The organism is Candidatus Bathyarchaeia archaeon (assembly GCA_035283685.1).
Classification (GTDB): domain Archaea; phylum Thermoproteota; class Bathyarchaeia; order Bathyarchaeales; family Bathyarchaeaceae; genus DATETJ01.
In genome coordinates this window covers 1-18,418 of the sequence record DATETJ010000004.1, presented here as the reverse complement: position 1 = coordinate 18,418, position 18,418 = coordinate 1, and the positions used below count along the sequence as shown (strand labels likewise).

Here is an 18,418-nt window from a genome sequence, read left to right as displayed (position 1 = left end):
ACCTTCCATTCACGAGTTGTATATAAGACAGCAAACAGCCTTAAAAGACTTTTTGTAATTCACCATAAGGAGTAGGGCTGCTTGTTAAAAATAAAACGTTGACTTTGCTCTTTCTCAGGGGGTTTTCGCTTTAAGTTGTATGGGCATGATTCTTGTTAGTTTGTCAACGGTCCCTGATGCTTCGTATGTCCATTGGCCGTTGTTGAAGAACTCGTATGAGACCGTTTGACGCTTGAATGATCCTACGTCCAATGATACATAGAAAAAGTCTTCAATAATCCCTTCAACGGCTAGACGATTCAACAATTCGACAAAGTGGGAAAATTCAACCTTGGGAATGTAGAAATGGACAACAAGCGAGTTCTTTCCTATAACTTTGGCGCGGTTAATCACAAAGGGTTTGTCAATCAAAGAGTTGGCAAACTTGGCCATCGCTTTCTCATCGGCGAAATCAAAAACAAACGCGCAAAGATCCGACACCTGTAACGGATATGGAAAGATCGCAACTTCGTATTCAGTGACCAAGTTCCGTCTAAGAACATGCTGTAGGAAGCGATGTCTCACTGCCTGAGGCGTAATCTTGGTCACCTTCGCAAGTTCAGTGAAGTCCTGAAGTCCATCTTTCTCCAGCTCCTTTAGAATGAGCAGATCGATGTAGTCCACTTCGATTTCGTAGGACTTTGGGTCAATGAGGCGCTCAGGAAGCTCTGATGATGAGGTCAGGATTTCGTTCTGCCACTCGTTCCAGGCAAAGTTCCAGGCTTTGCGTTTAAAGTCAAACCACGTGAAGTTTGGAGCGACTTCGAAGATGTTCGTTGTCCACAAAAGCACATAGTTTGAGATAACGCCCAGTTGTCTGGCTTTCTCCAGATACTCTTCGAGCGCTGCCTTGTATTCGAAGGGAAAAGAGAAGACCGCATAGACTCCATTGAATCTTCCATAACAATGCGCTGTGTATGTCCAGTAACCGGCATTTTCAACAGCCTTCAGCAAGGCTTCAATATGCCCTCGGTTTGTGGCGGCAATTAGTACTGCTTTCATCAAACCGAGCTTATGTGAGTTGATCTTGGCTTTGATCTTGAGAAAGTCTTCTTTCATCAGTTTCTTGATGCGGAACGTTACTGTTGTGGGTGGAAGACCGATTTTCTTGGCCAACGCCAATAAGTTGCGTGGATCGTTCTTACCTAAGGCTTCGATGATTTTTGCGTTGACAGGGTCAAGTGTCTTCATGTAGTGGAGCATCCACTCGTAGTCTTCAAGCCGGCTTATAGACAGTCTCCCTCCCAGTCTATGGTTTGTGCGCTGCTTTTTTCTTTGATTAAGGTCTCATTTATTGTGGTTGTTTGGCTTAGGGTCGTCGATTGGATCGCCCATTATGTGAAAAGCCTGTGTCACAGTCTGCGTGAGCTTTGGACCTTCGAATGAGGTCTTTGTTTCCAATTGGAGCGTCATGTCCGAAAGTAGTGCAAAGCCGATGCTCGAACCCACAGCGAGTACTACAATGCACATCAAGACGAAGGGTGCTATTTTCGTCCTTTTACACCTCCGGGCTTATCTAAAGATTATGTCGAGGTCCTATTTTTGTTTTCTGCAACTGGACTCCATTGTGTTGCAAAAATAGCAAAAAGAGGCTTGTATCCTCACTGTGTAGTTAATATTAATAGAACCGCGTTGCTTAGAGTGCTCTAATGGAGCGTTTATGTTGTGGGAGTTGCGCAGTCAGGCTCTTCAGTCAAGTCTTTTGCCTTCGCCATGTACAGCCTAGTTGCCATCACTATTGTGGCTTCCTTTGTGTTCGTTCATCTCATGGGCTATGGTTTTTTCTTTTTCACGCCAGAAGGGTTGGCCTTGGGCATGCGGTCATTTCCTTTTCCTATATTGGTCCTTTTTCTTGTGGGGTTCTATACGCCGTTTCCGTTGCGTGTGGGCTCGGTTTTTTCGGTTATTTGGATAATCTATGTGATATGCTTCTTGGCTGCTTGGAAGTGGAGACAGAGTTTTCATGACGTTTTGAAGAGATCCGTGTCTGGCAGGGTTCAAGATGCCTTCGATAATTTCTTGTTTGCCATGCCTTTGCTTTCTAGCATGTGTTTGACTGCGGCTTTGGCAATTATTCTTTCACAGAGCGCTGTTGGCGTAGAGACTGGAGAGCCGCAGTTACCTCCAAATGCACATGAGGCTTTTCTGAATTTGGCTTATGCGCCTTTGATTGAAGAACTGGCGTTTAGGCTTGTTCCTATTGGTTTGCTAATAGTGTTTTATGTGTTTCTGGCTGGGCGAAACGTTGGAACTTTGTCTGCAGTGAGAGGCCGCTTGAGGCTCGTTGTCTTTGCCTTCATCTACCCTGAGGGAGCTAAGAGAATGGCTGGATTACGTAATGTGGGTGAACATGGAGTGTGGAGGGGGATTAGTCCACTGGAATGGGCCATGATTGTGGCTGCGTCAGCGATTTTCGGGTTGGCTCATGTGCTCTCCCCGGTTGGTTGGGAGGTGGGCAAGATTACGTCGACATTTGTCCAAGGGGTCTTTTTTGCGGTTACATATATTGCGTATGGTTTCGAGGCGCCGATTCTCTTGCACTGGTATTTCAACTATTACTTTTATTTCTTTGATCCGAAAGTTGCTGCGAATTTTTTTCCAGCTACAATGGACTTGTTGTTGGTTTTTGAAACCCTCATTCTTGTTTTGGGCGTATTAGGCTGGGTGGCGTTTGCGGCTGAAGGGTTCCGACGATTGCGGACTAGAAAAAGGTCTGTGGAACAGCTGTCTATTCAGCCTATTTCTGCTGCGCAATCTCTGTGATGAGTTCTTCGGTTGAGGTTGTTTTTTGTTCTCTTTTTTTCATGTTTCTCAATGTAACTGTGCCTTTCTTAGCCTCTTCTTGTCCTATGAGAACTGAGTAGTGGAAGCCTTTTCGGTCGGCGTCTGATAGAGCCTTTGAGACTGTGCGTCGCATGAGTTCAATTTCTGCTGGTATTCCTGCTTGTCTGAGAGTTGAAGTGATTCTGTAGGCTTGTGTCAGCGTTTCCTCTTTTAGTGGGATGACAGCGACACGTTTTGTGTCCGGTGGGCTTAGGAGAGCATTTTGTTTGTCTGTGGCTAAGACTATGCGGTCTATTCCAAGTGCCACTCCAACTGCAGGTGTGGGTTGGCCGCCGAATAATTCGATGAGTGTGTCGTAGCGTCCTCCGCCTCCGAGGGCTAGGCCTGCTCGTTCCAGTTCTGGTATGTAGGTTTCGAAGATCATTCCGGTGTAGTATTCTAGGCCGCGGGCGAAGCCTGCGTCGATTAGGATGTCGGATTTTTTGCCGCTGTTTTTGAGTAGTTCGGTTATTTCTTGTAGGTTTTGGGTTGCCTTGCTCGCGGTTTCGTAGTTTTGGACTGTTTTCCGTATTTTTTGTATGGTTTTTGTTGGGTTTTGTCCTTTGGTTTTGATGAGGGCTTTTAGTGTTTGGAGGCATTGTGGTGAGGCTTTGGTGTTTTGTGCTGTTGTTAGGGCTTGGTTCCATTGTTTTTTGTCGAGTTGTTGCATGATTTGGTTTTGTTGGGCTTCGGTTACGCCTTCTTGGCCTAGGATTCCTCTTAGTATGCCTACGTGTCCGATTTTGAGGTAGTGGTTACGTAGTCCGATTGTGTCGAGTAGGTGGCTGGTTAGTGTTATGATTTCTGTGTCTGATTCGTGGTTGGTTGTGCCCATGAGTTCGTAGTTGGCTTGCCAGAATTCGCGGGATCTGCCGAGTTGTGGTTCGTCGTAGCGGTAGAGGCTGCCCATGCAGAAGAGTTTTAGTGGTTTGGGCATGGTTTGCATTTTTGTGGCGACTAGTCGGGCTATTGAGGGTGTGAATTCGGCGCGTAGGGCGATTTTTCTGCCTGCCATGTCGTTGAACTGGTACATTCGGTGTCGGATTTCTTCGCCGGCTTTGGCTGCTAGGAGTTCGTATGATTCTACTATGGGTGTGATGACTTCGTCGTAGCCGTAGAGTTGTGCTATGTCCAGCGTTTTTTGTTCTACGTAGCGCATTTTTTTGGCGTCTTGGGGTAGGTAGTCGTTCATGCCGCGTACGGGTTGGAATTGTGGCAATGTGCTTTCACTCTTGGGGGAGTTGTTTCTTTTTTAGGGTTAGTCGTGATAGGGTGTAGTGTACGACTTCGCCTCTGCGGTTGAGTACGGCGAGTACGAGTTCTTTTTTTTGGGTGTTCGCGGTTTTTAGGGTTTGGGCTAGGTCCTCTAGTGTGATTGGTTGTCCCTCTTGGATGCCGTGTATGAGGTATTTGGCTGTGGCTGTGCCGTATTCGCCGCGTTCGTACATGCGGAAGTCTGTGCCTAGTCCGAAGCCTTCGCGGGTTACGTAGCCTCGGCTGCGTAGGTCGCGGTATATGAGGTATTTTGCCCATGCGTTTGGGTCAGTGGCTTTGTAGTGGTTGAGTAGTTGTTGGAAGGTTAGTGGTTTTTTGGGCTTGGCCTGTTGTACTTGTATTATGTTTTTGCTGGTTAGGTAGAGGGCTTCGTAGTATGCGAGTGCTAGTTTGCTGTTCTGTTTGGTGCCGTAGCCTCGGCTGGTTAATTCGTTAACGTTCTCTGGTGAGGACACGGTTATGTTGTTGTTTTTTAGTGTGGCGGTTATTGGAGGGGGTTCTGGGGGTTTTGAGGGTTCGGGTGTGACTTTGGTTTGTGTCAAGTTTGTGACCCTTTTTTGTTTATGTTATTTAGGCTATTCATGTGTGGTTGGGATTTAAGTTTGCTATGTGCGCGTGAGCGTGTGGAAGGGAGTTGTGGTGTTCTGTGGTTGTTCCAATGTGGGGGTTTCGAGGGAAAGCGTGTGTGGGCGTCGTCGTCAATGTTCTTAGTGACATCATTATCCAGATGGTGGCGGCTGAACTGTCCGGAAGTGCTGGTGTTAGTGTTGACGTTGCCTAAGAAACACTAACATGTGCTATGTTGATGGCGCTGCGGTGAAAGAGATTTTGAAAGAAGAAGGCGGCTTTTCCCTTCAGCCTTCTTCTACCACGCTGTGGCAGTGGCTGTGTGCGCGTCGTCGTCAGAGTGTTCCCAGTGACATCAACGAGTTTGGGCGTTGTTTTTTGGGGTCTGTTTGGGTTCTTGTATGGTGCTCTGGGTTCTGTTTGCGCCCTGTCTTGCGTCAGGTTTGGGCGTGGCTTCGTCAATCATGGCAATGTGGAGTGGGTTTCTGTTTCAGATGTTATTAACTTCCGCTTAGAAACAGTAATAACGCCGAGCTGGTTTCTGCTCAGAAGTAGTAGTCTGCGCCGCGTGTTTGTTGACTACTTCCTTGTTTGGTTGCGGGTTGATCGTCATTTTAATAGTGAACACGCGGGAGTGTACGGTCTCGCAGGAGCAGAAAAGAGCATGGCGACCATACTCTACAATTACGCCGGCAAGAAACAAGGCAGAATGCCGAAACAACTCTTCTTGGAAGGAAAATGAGCGCGCTATTAGGTTTTTTCAATAGCAGCTATGTATAATGAGTCACCGGAATCTATGAATTCCCTGATCTTCCACCCTGTTCCTTTGAGTATCTCTTCCATTTCTTTCTTGGACACTATCAGGTAATCGAACCATCTGCCAACGCATTTCCTGAACCTTATTCTTATTCTCAATTGTCCCGCCATTCTGCCTTTTTCCTTATTGAGCTTGTGATATTCCAGATGGTCAGCAATGTCAGTCTTGTATGTGTCACGAGTGCAGGCAATAATCAATCCGTTCCCAGAAGTCATTTTATGCAGTTTCTTCAGTATTTTTCTAGCCTTTTCAAAACTGCCGAATAATCCAAAATTGCTCCCCAACATGATAACCGTGTCGAAAGAGTTGGGCTTGAAATTCAATTCTTCAATTGGCATAACTCTCGCCTGTTTCAAGCCTCTCAGTTTGCAGACTTTGATCGCAAGAGGAGAGCTGTCAATTCCCAATACGTCAAGACCCATTTTCTGCAGATACAGAGAATGTCTGCCAGCTCCGCAACCGATGTCCAGAACTCTTCCTTTCACAAATTCCACAGCTTTTCTGTCAATTGGATCCCAATTTTCATACTCTGAGAAATAGAGTCTAGGACCCTTTGGGGATGCATTAAAGTAGCCATCATCCCTTTCTACTATCTCAGAAGCTTCTTCGCCCTTGTAGCAAGCCCAAATCTCCTGACCAAACGCATCTTCCTCAGGCTTGAGTTTCTTCATGTCAAATCATTAATCGCATCTTTCCCTGTATCAGTTCTTATGACTTGTGGGGAATATTTGATTGGTTCATGACATCATTTCAACTTGCATTAACAAATCGACTTCTTTGTCGCTTTCGCGCCCGAATAAGCGCTTTATTTTTCGACACGTCTTTCAACGTCCACAATATAGTAAGCTCGCCTATAAGTAAAGACGTGTCGATGTCGCGTCGCTCGCTCGCAAAATTCGAGTAGGTGAATCTCACAAAAATCAAGTAGATGAGCGCGCGCCGTTTTCGAGTAGATGAAAGCTGTGAGAATCACGCAATTATTGGAAAGTTTAATGGATTCTCATTTTTCATGTTCATTAAATCTTCATAGCGCCACGCTTGACTATCAACGTTTCGCTTATCCATCACCAGCCCATAAGAATCATACGTTTCACGTCGGCGCTTCTTATCAGCAAAAAGCAACGCTTTAATTTTCGCCAAATCTAAACGCACGGGCTTGGTTTTCCATCTTCCCTTAGCCAATTTTTGCGCTTCTTTTTGGCGTGTCAAAAGCGTGTGTTTAATGTCGGCGCGCGTGTGCAATTCCTTAACCGAACCATCGAATAATTTTAAGAAATCTTCATAGAAATACATCCACCCATGACGCCCGATAACGGGTTCAGAGCCGTCGAACGGTTTAAGAATGTAATTCTTAGAACGGAAAAACGCCAAATCGCCGCGCCCTTTCGCGTCCATAGATATTGGAATTATGTGTTCGCCGTCGGTTAATTCAAAATATTTAGCGCTCATATCAGATTGACTAAAAACGCTGTCCGTGTCCATAGCCAAAATCGGCATTTCACACTTATCAAAAAGCTTACTCATAACAAAATGGCTATGCGCTAAGACGGTTGAATAAGCAAAAAAGTTGCTTGTGCGCGCAAGTGGATGAGCTTGTCCAAGTTTACCACTTAGAGCGTTCAAAATCGCTTTTGCAAACATATTCTCGTTTACACTAAGTTTGTGATCTAAACGATTAAGCAACAAATCCGCGTAACGATTATGCGCTTGGATGGGTTGAAAGACGGGTTTGTAAGCGTGTGCAACATGCAAGACTTGAGCGTTCGCCGCGCTCAAATCGAAAGTGTGATAAAAACCCGATATGACGCCGTTCGCATAAAAGTTGTTGACGCCGCGCAACGGTAAACCATCCCATCGACTATTCGGAACGTCAAAAACGCCTTCAACCCATCCAAAACGGGTTTCGTTTAAATCAGAATCATCCGAATCAAGCGCTAAATCGCTTGTCCGGCATTCAACAGCGTCCACAATCTCAAGCGCCCGCGTCGCAACTAAACAACACGGATAAAGCGAGCGCACATCATTGTAAACAATGCTAGGCGTAAAGCCGACCGTGAACCCTTCCGACCGTCCCGCATAACAACAACCCTTAACCAAGCGCTCAAGTGGTGGCAAAACGACGGTTTTCTTAACACGCTTCAAACGCTTAGAAAGCGTGAACTCGTCGCGTGCAAGCGTTCCCGCGCTCGCGTGAACCACGGGATTAGCGCCGAAACTTTCATACAACCACTTGACAATTCGGCTTGTGATTACAGCGTCGGCGCGCGCATACTCTATAAACGCTTGATGTTCAGATTCGTTTTGCCACGCCCTAAGCCCAAGCCATGCGGGTTTAGCGAGTTTCGGATAACCGACTACACGCCCACAATCTTCCAAGCGCCGAAGCCCAAAGTTTTGAAGCAACGGACGCGCGTCGTAAACCATCATTTTTGTTGAACCATAAGCGACGCGCCCAATAAGCTGTGAACCACGATATTTGTAAGACACGTGTTTGACGCCTAACCACTCTTCGACACTCGCTAAATCGGGAAGCGCAACGAATGCGAAGCAGTCTTTAACGAATTTATGATTATCAAGCCACACTCTAAGCGCGTCAGCCGATTCTAACACAACACTGTTTTGAATATCACCATTACTGAATTGAACCGACATAACATCTTCGGGCGCGTTTACACGCCCGCTCATTAAAAACTCGGTATCAAGCGCCCAAAAACTTGGATAACGCATTGTGTATAGGTCTAACACATCCATTATAACACCATACCCGAAAAACCGTGTTTTACGCCCAATCCGCGACGCTTTCCGATTTCTGAGCCGTTTTTGCGCTTCCGAAAATGGAGAAAAAAAGGCGTTTTATCTCCATTATCAAATCTTTCCACAATTTCCAATAACGCCGACGTTCGGACGCGTAAAATAGCCTTCTAACGTGTCTTCAAATCTAGTGATGTGTGACGCTTTTTCTAGTAGCGGTTGATGAAGTAAAATCCAGTCACGTCGGCATTTTTCAGAATCGAAAAAATAAAGTGTTGAATTGTGTGGCGTTTGAACGTGCAACCAATAGACTTGTCTTTCGGTTAGTTCGTGTGAGCATTGAGAGCATTTTAAGTGGACATCCATATTTTACACCGCGTCGGTAATTATGAAATCGACAACGACAACTTTTTTGCATTGTTCGGCGTCACGGTCAGGAATGTTGCAAGAAGCGCCGTCGAATCGACATACGCCGTGTGGATTTTGAGATTCGACAAAATCACATGGAACTTTAGGCTGGTCAACGAGCGCAACGCTTACAACCATATTGCCACGCATAATTATGCGCGCGCCGTTGCGTTCGACGATTAAGTTGCCGAAGCCGTGTTCGCCTTTATCAACGGCTCTTAGCACGCCTTCGATTCGCTTTCTAATTCCACGCACTTTTACGCTAACAGTTTTGTTGCGCATTGCATGCATTTTTGTTCACTTTAATAGTGTTGTGTTGCAACGGGCGTGCGGGCGTGCGAAAGAAGCGGTTGACTTTCAAGCGCACGCCTTACACGCCGCCGCATGGTCACTTTTGTCGGATTATCCGACAGATCAACAAGCGAAAAACGGCGCTGTGACATTACGCCGTCTTCGCTCGCTGCCGTGTTGCACGCGCACCCGCTCGTGCGTCACCTTTCCCACGGCGCTCGCTCACGCTCACGCCACGTGCGCTTCATTTCTTCGGTCGGTTCGCAAGCTTCGGGCGCAACTAAACCTTCCACTCGTTGTGTTCTTGCACGTTCGTATTCCTCATGGGCTTTTTGATAGGCAAGTGCGGCTTTACCCAAATCTTCTGCAGTTTTTTTAAGCGGTGTTTTTTCGGGTAGAACGTCATCCAAATTGACAAAACCGAACGGGTTTTCCCTTTTAACCCACGCCCGCTTAAAATATTCTTCACTCATTCCATCCGCACCTTCCACTTCAAACCAATGCGAAACGTGAAGAATCTTTGCTTTTTCGTCTCATAAGAGCCGTTAAACTCTGAGCGGTCAACAGAGTATGCTTTTTCACGCCCGTCATAGTCGTCATGTAACCATTGTTCGAAATCTTCACCTACTTTTCGTTGAATCTCGCAAAAAGCACGACGCACCAAATCACGGATAGGTTCGGCATATTTTGATTGACCGTCTTTGACTGTGGTATTCCACGATACGGCTTCGCCGTTTAACGTGGGAAAAAGGTGTTTCTCAACCAAACCCCATGCGTGTTCAGTTTTCTTTTGTTCTTGAAGTTGCTTGTTTTTTATTTCTGCAAGCCTTCGTGGCATTACAAGTTTTTCTCGCTCTTCGATTTGCTGCTTCAATAATGTTTCGCCAACTTGTTGCGTGTAGCCCTTATTCCGCGCCCATGCAAGCAACGGGTTAAGCGCATCAATCACAGCGTAGAAATTAGACATACTGCGTGGAATAGTTAAATCACGCGCAGCAAGTTCTCGCGCGTCTGATTCAGCTTCCGCAACCATTTCTTTTTCGGACATTATACTTCACATCTATGACGTGTGGGTAAAGCCTTATAAATAGGTTTTGAATCGTATACCTATTGGTGAAACTATTGTCAATGCGCACAAAATACGACCAGCATCATCGACGGTTGAGATTGCTGCAATTACTTAAAGATTCAGAAATGCGTTTCGAAGACTTAGTGAAAACGTCAAAAATTAGTCGCAGAACTCTTAACGAAGACTTGCGGCTTCATATAGCACGTGGTTCTGTTGAAAAAGTAAAACTTTCACATAAGCACGTGGTTTACAGAGCCACAGCAACAACCGAATTTGAGTATAAACTGCACGAAGCCTTCAAAATCCTTTTCGACGCCTTAGCCGATGAGAAACTACTAAAAGACTATGTCAAATCCCAAAAAATCCATGCGTCAAAAGTCTTACAAGATTCTGAAAAATTGCGGAAATTTTTCTTAGAACATTTTGAAAGAGAATCGCATAGAGGCGCTTGGATTTTTAATCTTGCTCAAATTACACACGAATTGTTGATTAAACTTACATACGGCAATGCAATAAAGACAACGAATCTATACATCGGATTGTTCACTAAAGGTAAAAAAAGAATTCTGAACATAAAAGCGCCCGACAAAAAAGAAGTTGATGGGCTATTCGAAACGCTTGAATGAACCCAACGAACCGTCGGATAATCCAACACTTCAACCATGCTTACCGTTCTGAGCGGTTACGTGAACAGAGTGTTCAAAAATCGCTCTCTCAAACGCAAACCGTATAGTGTTCAAGCGTCTAAACAGTTCTTTAGGCATATGATTCTGCACTCTGCATAAGCCTAGAAAAAAATTAGGCTAGGCTCAGAAAAAAGTCGAAGTTTCTAAAGTGGTAGGAGGATTATTTTTCTGCATAGAAGAATATTCTACCATGCTCACAAATGGATAAACAAATATTATTCTGCATCGTAGAACTCAATGGGCACGAAAAATGTTCGATTTCGGACAGTTTGCAATCTATGTTCTCGCTATCATGGTTTTTTTCGTGATTCCAATTCTCCGTCTCCTAGAATTAAAAAGGAAATACGATTTTAGATGTTTCGTTCTTGGCTATTATGTTTGTGTGGTTTTCTTTTACTTGGCTCTTTATGTAATTATAATCGGCAAATTTGAGTTATTGCCCGAAGTAATATCATCTGCTGTTATTGCATTACTAACTCTTGCATTTGTATGGGCTGAGTTGAGCAAAAGACCAGAATTAGAGATGCTAGGTTCTGTTCCTTTAATTCGCCACAGTCAGACTCTTAGTGTCTATAAGGCAGACTATCACGGCACGCTATCAAAACCGTCAACTTTTCTAAGAATAAAAGAAGCAAGTTTTCCGAACACAGATTTGCAATTTAACGAAGGTTTCAGTTTTGCGGTCGACTTGGCAAATATTGGATATGAAGAGATTATGGTTCATGAATATGTTCTTTACATAGACGGAAAGAGACAGAAACCAATCCCGCTTGGGAGACTACCAAATAGTGAAAGGTTGAGATTAACTGCCCAACAGAGACATCCAATAGACATGCCATCTTTACACGTTAAAAGTGTGGGATTTCACAAAATCTCCGTTAAAGCCATAGCAACAACAGAAACTTGCTCAAAAGAAATTTGGTTTTTCATCTCAGAGGATTTTAAGAAACTAAGATATGTTGAAATGTATCCAGTCAAACGTTTATTATCACCATTAATCAAAAACGCACTAAGAGACTCATAGAACAAAAAATAGAGAATTTGTGAGCAGAGAGAACCAACTATCTATCCTCAGTTTTTATGATTCTAATTAGTTCTTTTGGTTCGGCTATAACGTTTCCGCACTTCTGTCAGACCAGTTCATTTCCACATTTTGGGCATTTCCAGCCAGAACGACAGGCACAAGTGAAACAATAACTAGTCCCACACTTAGGACAGTGATGATTTAGCCATTGAATACTGGTTTTACAGTCCTTGCATGGTTCTCCTAAATGCTCCAAGTCCATAAAACCACCTCTAAGAAAGACATTGAATGATTGCTTTTAACACTAGGTCTCAAACTGAAAGGAAAAGAGAAGGCAGAGAAGAATGAAACTGTTTTACCAACGACTTGGCTCTTCTTCAAGTCTCAAGTTGTTACTTTTAAGGAAATCTTCAAGTTTCTCAAATAGACTCTTCTCTAACCGTATGGTCTTCTCAAGCAAGTCTTTTGCCTCTTCAACTAATTGTGGATGCTCTTTTGTTATATTCTGTGTTATTCTTTTGTATCGTTCCTCGGCGTCAGCAGTGTAAGAGGTAGAACGATAATCTGGTTTTAATCCAACATAGTCCCAAATCAAGTCTCGATGCTGGGTTGCCTTTTCATCTTGTTTCTCGGCTAACCCTTCTATCTCTTTTAATCTCTTGTAGAATTCAGCATGTAAAGATAAGAACGAATCAATTTGGCTCATTAAACCTCTAGGGTAAAGTGAAAAATTCATGAATTTGCCGTATTTCTCTAAGTCGATTCTTAGCCTCTTCACTTCATCTTGAGAGTGAAAGAGGGAGTCTCTCCTTACTCTTACATTTAAGAATAATCTGAAAAGGAAATTCTTGTGTAGGTATTCGAGTTTCTTAGATAGAGAGTCTCTAAGTCTTTCCCATACTAACAAAATCACAAGCACCGCAGAAAGGAGACTTGACACTGATGTAGAGAGTGCAGAAGCATCAAAACTCTCTCTGTAGAAATAGAAGCCAACAACGAAAACCATGACTATTGAAAGAACAGGCAGAACTAAGACCAACAAAGTCAACTTAATACTGATGGTTATCATTTCTGAACTTTCCATTCATTATTCTTCTATAGCCAGAGAACACTATTCTTTGGCAACTAATATTTTCCCACATTTCTCACACTTGACATGTTCGCCTTCAAATGACATAGGAATTAGATTAAGCGTCTTACATTGACTGCAAACTACTTTAAGAATCTTCAATTCTTTACTTGTTTTCATATAGAACCCAATTCCCGTAACTTCTAGGAATTTTGATGGGTTTCACGCATGCTTTTCGCCTTCTTATAGATGTGCCTTCAATTGCAGGCTCTATAACGTTTTTGCCAATTTGTCGGAATTTCTGACAGCTTCGCCTAATAACCACGAAAAGATTTTTCTGGTCACAGTTCTTCGCCGAATGGCTTTTGATTCGGCGCATTATGTTTTGCGATATAGTTCTTAGCGCCTAAATATCCCGTTTTCAGCATAATGCGCAAGATTCAACCCCCCGTGGTATGCGTCTATTACGGATATGCGAAAAGCGACATTATTGAACGATTGTCTAAACAAACCTTCGCTGTTGTTGCTCGCGCCGTCGCTGTCGCTTATGGTTTGATCAAAAGAAACAAACACGCACGCCGACAGCGCGCATAAACGAGCTAGTATGTACAAATCAAGACATATAAAAAAAAGAGCGGCGCTAAGCGCCGTTTTCGTTGTTTCCGTTGTCGCCGTTGCCGTTTTCACGAATCATCTTCGCGTATTCCAAGTCGCTTATCAAGTCGAGTTTTTGGTCAAGCGTCAGCGGCGTCTTTCGCTTTTTCATTGTCATTTTTTCGGTCGGAAACTCGCTTAACAGTTGCTCAAGTCTTTCGTCGGCGCGCCGTACGATTTCGGGATTCATCGCAGCGATTAAACCGAGTTTTCGCTCAAGTTTGTCTAAGCGCTTTTCTAACTCGCTTGGTTCGATTGCCGTTGTGATCGCCTTCTTTTCAGTCAATCTTAAGCGCTCGCTGATTCTTAAGAACGACTCTTTCAAATCGACGTCGCTTAAGTATGCAAGCATTGACGGCTCGACGGTTTTACCAGTTAGCATTTTTGCAACATTCACGTCAATACGCAAGTTTGCGCACTCGCTTAAGAATCGCTTGCGGAACGCGTGAAACCTTATTCGTTTTTCCGTCGGGATCACGATACCCGACGCGAGCGCGATTGACTTAAGCATTCTATTGACCGTCACGGCGTCAAGTGCTCGCGCGCTTCCTATGTTGCTAGGGAATAGGTACGGGTTCGCGTCGGTCTTGCGCGTGTCCAAGTATTCTTTAAGCAACGTGACCGTTTCGTCACTTAAGAACGTGCGCGACAATATGCCTTCTTTTTGCGTGATTCGTTGAAACTCAATCGGCGCGTCTTGCGTCAAGTCGGGTAATTCGTCGCGTCTTAAGCTCAGTACGTCGCCGATTCGCCACGCCAAATTTAAGCCAAGTTGAATTATGAGTCGGTCGCGCAAGTTGTCACACGCGCGATACATTGCTTTTATTTGGTCGATTCTTGGCGTGACGTCTTGTGTCGATTGTACGCGCTTCGTTGCTTCGCGTCCTATTTGTACGGGCATTGCATAGAATTTGAAAATCGCTTTTATCGCGCCCGTCATCGTCGTTGCGCTGCTTATCGTGTGGTTGCGTGCAATTAAGTCGGCGTGGAATTTTTCAACTTCTCGCGCGAAGCGTTGCGATTGGAATAAATCGCCGCTCTGCACGTCAGCGCGTCGCTCTTTCAGAATTTCGTCTATGCTTTTCTCATACCACTCGCTGAACTTTCGCAATCCTAAAACGTACATCGCATAGGTGTTTTTCGACCGCGACGTCTTCACATAATCTAAGAACGCCGCTTCGGTGTATTCGGTTGTCATTGCTCTTTCGCCTTCGTTTGTGCGCAATAAACTTCTAAGTGCGTATAGTCGAACGCGTCTTTAACGCGCGCATAATTGGTGATATTGCCGCACACCCAAACAAACCGACCGCCACCGCGCTCTTTTTTGTCAACGTTCACCATTTTAAGCAATAGTTCGCCGCAATTCTTACACTTAGGCGCGCCGCTCATCACTCTTTCACTTCTCCATTAAAGTTGATCGTTTCGCAAAGCGCCGAACCGTCGCGCGTGATTTGCACGTATCCCGAACCGTCGGCGTTTAGGTGCACATGTGCAAAAGTTCGCCATGTATGCACCGTCGCGTATATCTGTCGGCGTGCAAGTCGCGTGACTTCGGCATTGCTGTCGGGTTGAATTTCGCATCTTAGATTCGCCATTCTATCACATCCTTTTGGTATAATGGACGTGAAAAACGTTTCGAAAAACGGCGATACACTTATTCGGACACTCAAAACTGCATGCGCGAGCGATTGCATTAATAATTTAGCGCGCGCAAACACCTTTTAGAGGATAGCATGTTGAGAATGATGTTTCAGAAGGTCTGCCTCTAAAAATTTGCGTGTGTGAAAAAGAACGTGGCAGCGTCGCGCGCGCCTGTGATTTGTCTGCAAGTTGGCGCGATTCAATCAGCTTCTGGCGGGTTATGTTCCAATGCTATTACTACTTTTCCTTTGGCGTGTCCTTCTTCAAAATACCGCATGGCTTCAGGAACCTGACTTAGCGTGTAACGTCTATCTATGACTGGCTTTATCTTGCCGACTTCGAGAAGCTCTTTCAAAAAAACTAAATCTTTCAGGTTCATTTTCGCTATCCCCATGAAACCCATCCTCTTGCTTCCGGTCATCGAGATCAATCGACCCAATACTACAGCCTGGAATAATCCAGCCAGAATCTTGGAGCCTCCCGCCAAGACATAGATTCCCTTCGGGCTTAATGCACGCCTATAATCTAGAATCGAATGATATCCGTTGACTGCGATAATCAAGTCATACCGTTGTCCACTCTTAGTGAAATCTTCCTGCGAATAATCAATCGCGTGGTCTGCACCGATCGAGCGCACCATATCCAACTTCCCCGTGCTGCACACAGCCGTGACTTCAGCCCCAAATGATTTGGCAATCTGCACTGCAAACGTGCCCACACCACCAGACGCTCCATTAATCAAGACCCTTTGTCCGGGCTGAACATTGCCTTTGTCGCGAAGAGCCTGCAAAGCGGTGATTGCCGCTACAGGCACGGCGGCTGCTTCCTCGAATGTTACGTTGGCTGGTTTCAACGCCACCGCATCTTCACGAGCACATGCGTACTCTGCAAAAGCCCTTTGGCCACGCCACCCGAACACTTCATCGCCTGGCTGAAGCTGCTTCACGTTTTTGCCAACCACCTCAACTTGCCCCGCTATATCAGATCCGAGCAATTTGTTCTTAGGTTTTAGGAACCCTACTCCCATTAGTCGGACCAAGAAAGGTCCTCTTAGGAGATACAAGTCAGCTTTGTTTATGGATGCCGCATGGACTTTTACCAGTACTTCATTGTCTGTGGGCGTAGGTTTTTCTACCTCTTTAAGCTGAAGAACATCTGGCGATCCGTATTTGGTGCGTACAATCGCTTTCATTTTCATATCTAGGAATAATCGCTTTAAAGGGTGATAATAACTTTGCGCGCGCTGTGCAGTTTGTGGGTTGGCGGTCAGGTCGAGGTTTAGATCCTCAGGATCCAATTCCCAAGTTTATGTCTTCAGTTTTGAGTTGTCTTTGCTGGGAACTTGGTAATGTGAGGCAGCACTGAATGGCTTTGGGAAATGACTTTTCCAGAAAGGTTATAGCCAATCTCGAAGAGCGCAGAATACCATGAGGTTTGTCGAGGGTTGTGATTTTCAGGAGTTCAGTAGATATTTGGCAAGACTCGGACAGTATACAGCGGAGGGAGAGCTCGACAGCTTAAGGAGGAGTCTTGAAAGTGGAAGGTTCAATCTTATTGTGTTCAGAGAGAATGACAAAATCATCGGTCATGCGATTTGGCATAAAACCGATACGGAAGAACACCGGAAAGGTGACCCTAGAGAAAAAAGAAGACAAAGAAATCCTGCAAGGGTTCATGGGAAAAGAGAAGGATTTCATCGAACTTCACGAGCTATGGTTAACAGAGCAGCATAGAGGAAAAGGATATGGAAAACAGTTCTTCGATTTCTTCGAGGATTACATAAGAAGCAAAGGCTATGATTCGCTTGTCTACTACGCGTTTGACCCTGCTGCAGTAGCCATATGCCGAAAACGGGGATACAAAGAAGCCTATGGTCTAAAGGAAGCAGGACCATATGGAAAGATCGAAACCATGTACGTATTCTACCTACGACTGAACAAGAACTGACGAAATACTCTCTGGTAAGTTGGTTTGGGTGTGTGGATAAGCGTTAAGAGTCGTTGATGCTGAGGGTAGCATTGTGGCAAAGCAGCATGTCTGTAATGGTCGATGTTGAGTTTTCGGCGAAGGATGCCCCAAAGGCGGTCAAACGTGGAGACTTGATTATCGCTGTTGATGTTTTGAGATGCAGCAGCAGCATCGCTAACGCTCTGGCTGATGGGGTCAAGGCTGTGATTCCAACAGAGACTCTGAAAGAAGCTTACAAGCTGCGTGAACAGCATCCAGATTACCTTCTGGCGGGAGAAAAACAGGGACGTAAACCCAAAGGCTTCGATTTGGGAAATTCCCCATTAGAGTTTGTACGCGAAATCGTAGAAGGGAAAACCGTGATTATGACGACGACAAGCGGGACTGCCGCGATAGTTCGATGCCGCAGGGCTGAGCATGTTCTTGTTGGAGCATTCCTGAACGCCGAGGCTGTTGCGAGCAAGGCTGTGGAAATTGCCCAGAAGAAGAGAGTGAATGTTTCGTTCGTTTTGGCTGGTGAGAAAGGTTTGTTCTCGTTGGAGGATTTCGTTTGTGCTGGCGCAATTGCCTCCAAGTTTCATTCTGGTGGGCTTGAGCTTTCAGATGAGACTTTGGCGGCTGTCTTCGCGTTTGAGCGGGTGAAGGATGCTTTACGCGAGTATGTGATGAAGTCGAGGCATGCTCGGCATTTAGTCGAGCTTGGATTTGAGAAGGATGTGGTGTTTTCGTGTAAGTTGGACTATTTTGGAACAGTGCCTGTGTATCGAGATGATAGAGTAACGTTGATGCAGTGAGCTAGTTCGTGCGGGTTTGGCTGCAACGGTTTATAGGTTTGTTTTGAAATCTTGTGCGCTATGGTAAGAAAGCCTGTTGGAAAACTTGAGACCCTTCTGCTGGTCGCTTTGATCTTGTTCTGGGGCAGTTCATTTGTTGTTGTTAAGTTGGCGTTGGTAGAGGGTTTAACGCCTATTTCCATAGCGACTTTCAGGTTTTTGTTAGCTGGGGGGCTTTTTGCCTTGACTCTTTTGTTGAGAGCGGTTAAGAAATCGGGCGACAGAGCCTTTGTTCACAGAGGCGACTTACCCATCTTGGCGTTGCTGGCTGTATCTGGCGTCACTTTCTTCTATCTTGCTCAGTATACGGGGATCAAGATGGCTGGCGCGTCCATCGCAGCTATTTTTGCGTGTTTTCTCTCGCCCATTTTCATAGCTGTTGTTTCAACGAGTATACTGAAGGAGCGAATAAGCAGGGGGCAGGCTTCTGGAATCGGATTCGCCGCGGTGGGCACGTTGATAGTCGTTTTGGGCGGCTCTGTCAATGTGCAATTCAACCCTGA

At 45.1% G+C, this 18,418-nt stretch carries 19 protein-coding genes; 7 read left to right on the top strand and 12 right to left on the bottom strand.

What is annotated here, in order from left to right; genetic code table 11:
* Positions 1–114 precede the first annotated feature (114 nt).
* Positions 115–1,230 (bottom strand): winged helix-turn-helix transcriptional regulator, encoded by a 1,116-nt coding sequence (locus VJ249_04270; protein ID HKZ93782.1) that lies wholly within the window; start codon positions 1,228–1,230, stop codon positions 115–117.
* Between the two features lie 474 nt (positions 1,231–1,704).
* Here VJ249_04270 and VJ249_04265 point away from each other — a divergent pair, with 474 nt between their 5' ends.
* Positions 1,705–2,802 carry a hypothetical protein gene (locus VJ249_04265; protein HKZ93781.1) on the top strand — a complete coding sequence of 366 codons (1,098 nt, stop codon included), beginning with the start codon at positions 1,705–1,707 and terminating at the stop codon, positions 2,800–2,802.
* Here the strand turns inward: VJ249_04265 and hisS are convergent.
* Together hisS and endA are read right to left on the bottom strand one after the other, a co-directional pair.
* The gene (gene hisS, locus VJ249_04260; protein ID HKZ93780.1) at positions 2,777–4,081 is read right to left on the bottom strand and encodes a histidine--tRNA ligase; all 1,305 of its coding nucleotides are present in this window, start codon (positions 4,079–4,081) and stop codon (positions 2,777–2,779) included. The two genes, VJ249_04265 and hisS, sit on opposite strands and share 26 nt — an antisense overlap.
* A 7-nt stretch (positions 4,082–4,088) precedes the next feature.
* Positions 4,089–4,679, bottom strand: a complete 591-nt coding sequence (endA, locus tag VJ249_04255; GenBank protein HKZ93779.1) for a tRNA-intron lyase — start codon at positions 4,677–4,679, stop codon at positions 4,089–4,091.
* 347 nt (positions 4,680–5,026) lie between these two features.
* Here endA and VJ249_04250 point away from each other — a divergent pair, with 347 nt between their 5' ends.
* A complete protein-coding gene (locus VJ249_04250) occupies positions 5,027–5,446 on the top strand; it encodes a hypothetical protein (protein ID HKZ93778.1) in 420 nt (139 codons plus the stop codon).
* Positions 5,447–5,454: 8 nt separating this feature from the next.
* Here the strand turns inward: VJ249_04250 and VJ249_04245 are convergent, their stop codons facing one another.
* From VJ249_04245 to VJ249_04225, 5 genes are all read right to left on the bottom strand, one after another.
* Positions 5,455–6,192 carry a class I SAM-dependent methyltransferase gene (locus VJ249_04245; GenBank protein HKZ93777.1) on the bottom strand — a complete coding sequence of 246 codons (738 nt, stop codon included), beginning with the start codon at positions 6,190–6,192 and terminating at the stop codon, positions 5,455–5,457.
* A gap of 298 nt (positions 6,193–6,490) precedes the next feature.
* On the bottom strand, positions 6,491–8,272 hold the full coding sequence (locus tag VJ249_04240) for a hypothetical protein (protein HKZ93776.1): 1,782 nt from the start codon (positions 8,270–8,272) through the stop codon (positions 6,491–6,493).
* A gap of 369 nt (positions 8,273–8,641) precedes the next feature.
* Positions 8,642–8,971 (bottom strand): hypothetical protein, encoded by a 330-nt coding sequence (locus VJ249_04235; protein HKZ93775.1) that lies wholly within the window; start codon positions 8,969–8,971, stop codon positions 8,642–8,644.
* Positions 8,972–9,171: 200 nt separating this feature from the next.
* The gene (locus VJ249_04230) at positions 9,172–9,444 is read right to left on the bottom strand and encodes a hypothetical protein (protein ID HKZ93774.1); all 273 of its coding nucleotides are present in this window, start codon (positions 9,442–9,444) and stop codon (positions 9,172–9,174) included.
* Positions 9,441–10,019: a hypothetical protein gene (locus VJ249_04225; protein HKZ93773.1), complete on the bottom strand. Its 579-nt coding sequence runs from the start codon at positions 10,017–10,019 to the stop codon at positions 9,441–9,443. Before VJ249_04225 ends, VJ249_04230 begins: the two co-directional genes overlap by 4 nt.
* Before the next feature lie 74 nt (positions 10,020–10,093).
* Here VJ249_04225 and VJ249_04220 point away from each other — a divergent pair, with 74 nt between their 5' ends.
* Together VJ249_04220 and VJ249_04215 are read left to right on the top strand one after the other, a co-directional pair.
* Positions 10,094–10,666: a hypothetical protein gene (locus VJ249_04220; GenBank protein ID HKZ93772.1), complete on the top strand. Its 573-nt coding sequence runs from the start codon at positions 10,094–10,096 to the stop codon at positions 10,664–10,666.
* 310 nt (positions 10,667–10,976) lie between these two features.
* The gene (locus VJ249_04215) at positions 10,977–11,750 is read left to right on the top strand and encodes a hypothetical protein (protein HKZ93771.1); all 774 of its coding nucleotides are present in this window, start codon (positions 10,977–10,979) and stop codon (positions 11,748–11,750) included.
* Between the two features lie 355 nt (positions 11,751–12,105).
* Here the strand turns inward: VJ249_04215 and VJ249_04210 are convergent, their stop codons facing one another.
* The 4 genes from VJ249_04210 to VJ249_04195 form a co-directional block, all read right to left on the bottom strand.
* Positions 12,106–12,756 (bottom strand): hypothetical protein, encoded by a 651-nt coding sequence (locus VJ249_04210; GenBank protein ID HKZ93770.1) that lies wholly within the window; start codon positions 12,754–12,756, stop codon positions 12,106–12,108.
* A 703-nt stretch (positions 12,757–13,459) separates the two neighbouring features.
* On the bottom strand, positions 13,460–14,671 hold the full coding sequence (locus tag VJ249_04205) for a tyrosine-type recombinase/integrase (GenBank protein ID HKZ93769.1): 1,212 nt from the start codon (positions 14,669–14,671) through the stop codon (positions 13,460–13,462).
* A gap of 190 nt (positions 14,672–14,861) precedes the next feature.
* On the bottom strand, positions 14,862–15,068 hold the full coding sequence (locus VJ249_04200) for a hypothetical protein (protein ID HKZ93768.1): 207 nt from the start codon (positions 15,066–15,068) through the stop codon (positions 14,862–14,864).
* A 245-nt stretch (positions 15,069–15,313) separates the two neighbouring features.
* Positions 15,314–16,306: an NAD(P)-dependent alcohol dehydrogenase gene (locus tag VJ249_04195; GenBank protein ID HKZ93767.1), complete on the bottom strand. Its 993-nt coding sequence runs from the start codon at positions 16,304–16,306 to the stop codon at positions 15,314–15,316.
* A gap of 344 nt (positions 16,307–16,650) precedes the next feature.
* Between VJ249_04195 and VJ249_04190 the strand changes: the two genes are divergently transcribed.
* From VJ249_04190 to VJ249_04180, 3 genes are all read left to right on the top strand, one after another.
* Complete coding sequence (locus VJ249_04190) at positions 16,651–17,061, top strand: GNAT family N-acetyltransferase (protein ID HKZ93766.1); 411 nt, start codon at positions 16,651–16,653, stop codon at positions 17,059–17,061.
* A gap of 86 nt (positions 17,062–17,147) precedes the next feature.
* A complete protein-coding gene (locus VJ249_04185) occupies positions 17,148–17,876 on the top strand; it encodes a 2-phosphosulfolactate phosphatase (protein ID HKZ93765.1) in 729 nt (242 codons plus the stop codon).
* 60 nt (positions 17,877–17,936) lie between these two features.
* A partial coding sequence (locus VJ249_04180) for a DMT family transporter (GenBank protein ID HKZ93764.1) occupies positions 17,937–18,418 on the top strand: 482 nt, incomplete at its 3' end.

What these genes read in the sequence shown, in the direction of transcription:
- VJ249_04270 (HKZ93782.1), bottom strand. Translation starts at nt 1,230, where the DNA reads ATGAAGACACTTGACCCTGTCAACGCAAAAATCATCGAAGCCTTAGGT.
- VJ249_04245 (HKZ93777.1), bottom strand. Translation starts at nt 6,192, where the DNA reads ATGAAGAAACTCAAGCCTGAGGAAGATGCGTTTGGTCAGGAGATTTGG.
- VJ249_04240 (HKZ93776.1), bottom strand. Translation starts at nt 8,272, where the DNA reads ATGGATGTGTTAGACCTATACACAATGCGTTATCCAAGTTTTTGGGCG.
- VJ249_04235 (HKZ93775.1), bottom strand. Translation starts at nt 8,971, where the DNA reads ATGCATGCAATGCGCAACAAAACTGTTAGCGTAAAAGTGCGTGGAATT.
- VJ249_04230 (HKZ93774.1), bottom strand. Translation starts at nt 9,444, where the DNA reads ATGAGTGAAGAATATTTTAAGCGGGCGTGGGTTAAAAGGGAAAACCCG.
- VJ249_04225 (HKZ93773.1), bottom strand. Translation starts at nt 10,019, where the DNA reads ATGTCCGAAAAAGAAATGGTTGCGGAAGCTGAATCAGACGCGCGAGAA.
- VJ249_04215 (HKZ93771.1), top strand. Translation starts at nt 10,977, where the DNA reads ATGTTCGATTTCGGACAGTTTGCAATCTATGTTCTCGCTATCATGGTT.
- VJ249_04210 (HKZ93770.1), bottom strand. Translation starts at nt 12,756, where the DNA reads ATGGTTTTCGTTGTTGGCTTCTATTTCTACAGAGAGAGTTTTGATGCT.
- VJ249_04205 (HKZ93769.1), bottom strand. Translation starts at nt 14,671, where the DNA reads ATGACAACCGAATACACCGAAGCGGCGTTCTTAGATTATGTGAAGACG.
- VJ249_04200 (HKZ93768.1), bottom strand. Translation starts at nt 15,068, where the DNA reads ATGGCGAATCTAAGATGCGAAATTCAACCCGACAGCAATGCCGAAGTC.
- VJ249_04195 (HKZ93767.1), bottom strand. Translation starts at nt 16,306, where the DNA reads ATGAAAGCGATTGTACGCACCAAATACGGATCGCCAGATGTTCTTCAG.
- VJ249_04185 (HKZ93765.1), top strand. Translation starts at nt 17,148, where the DNA reads ATGTCTGTAATGGTCGATGTTGAGTTTTCGGCGAAGGATGCCCCAAAG.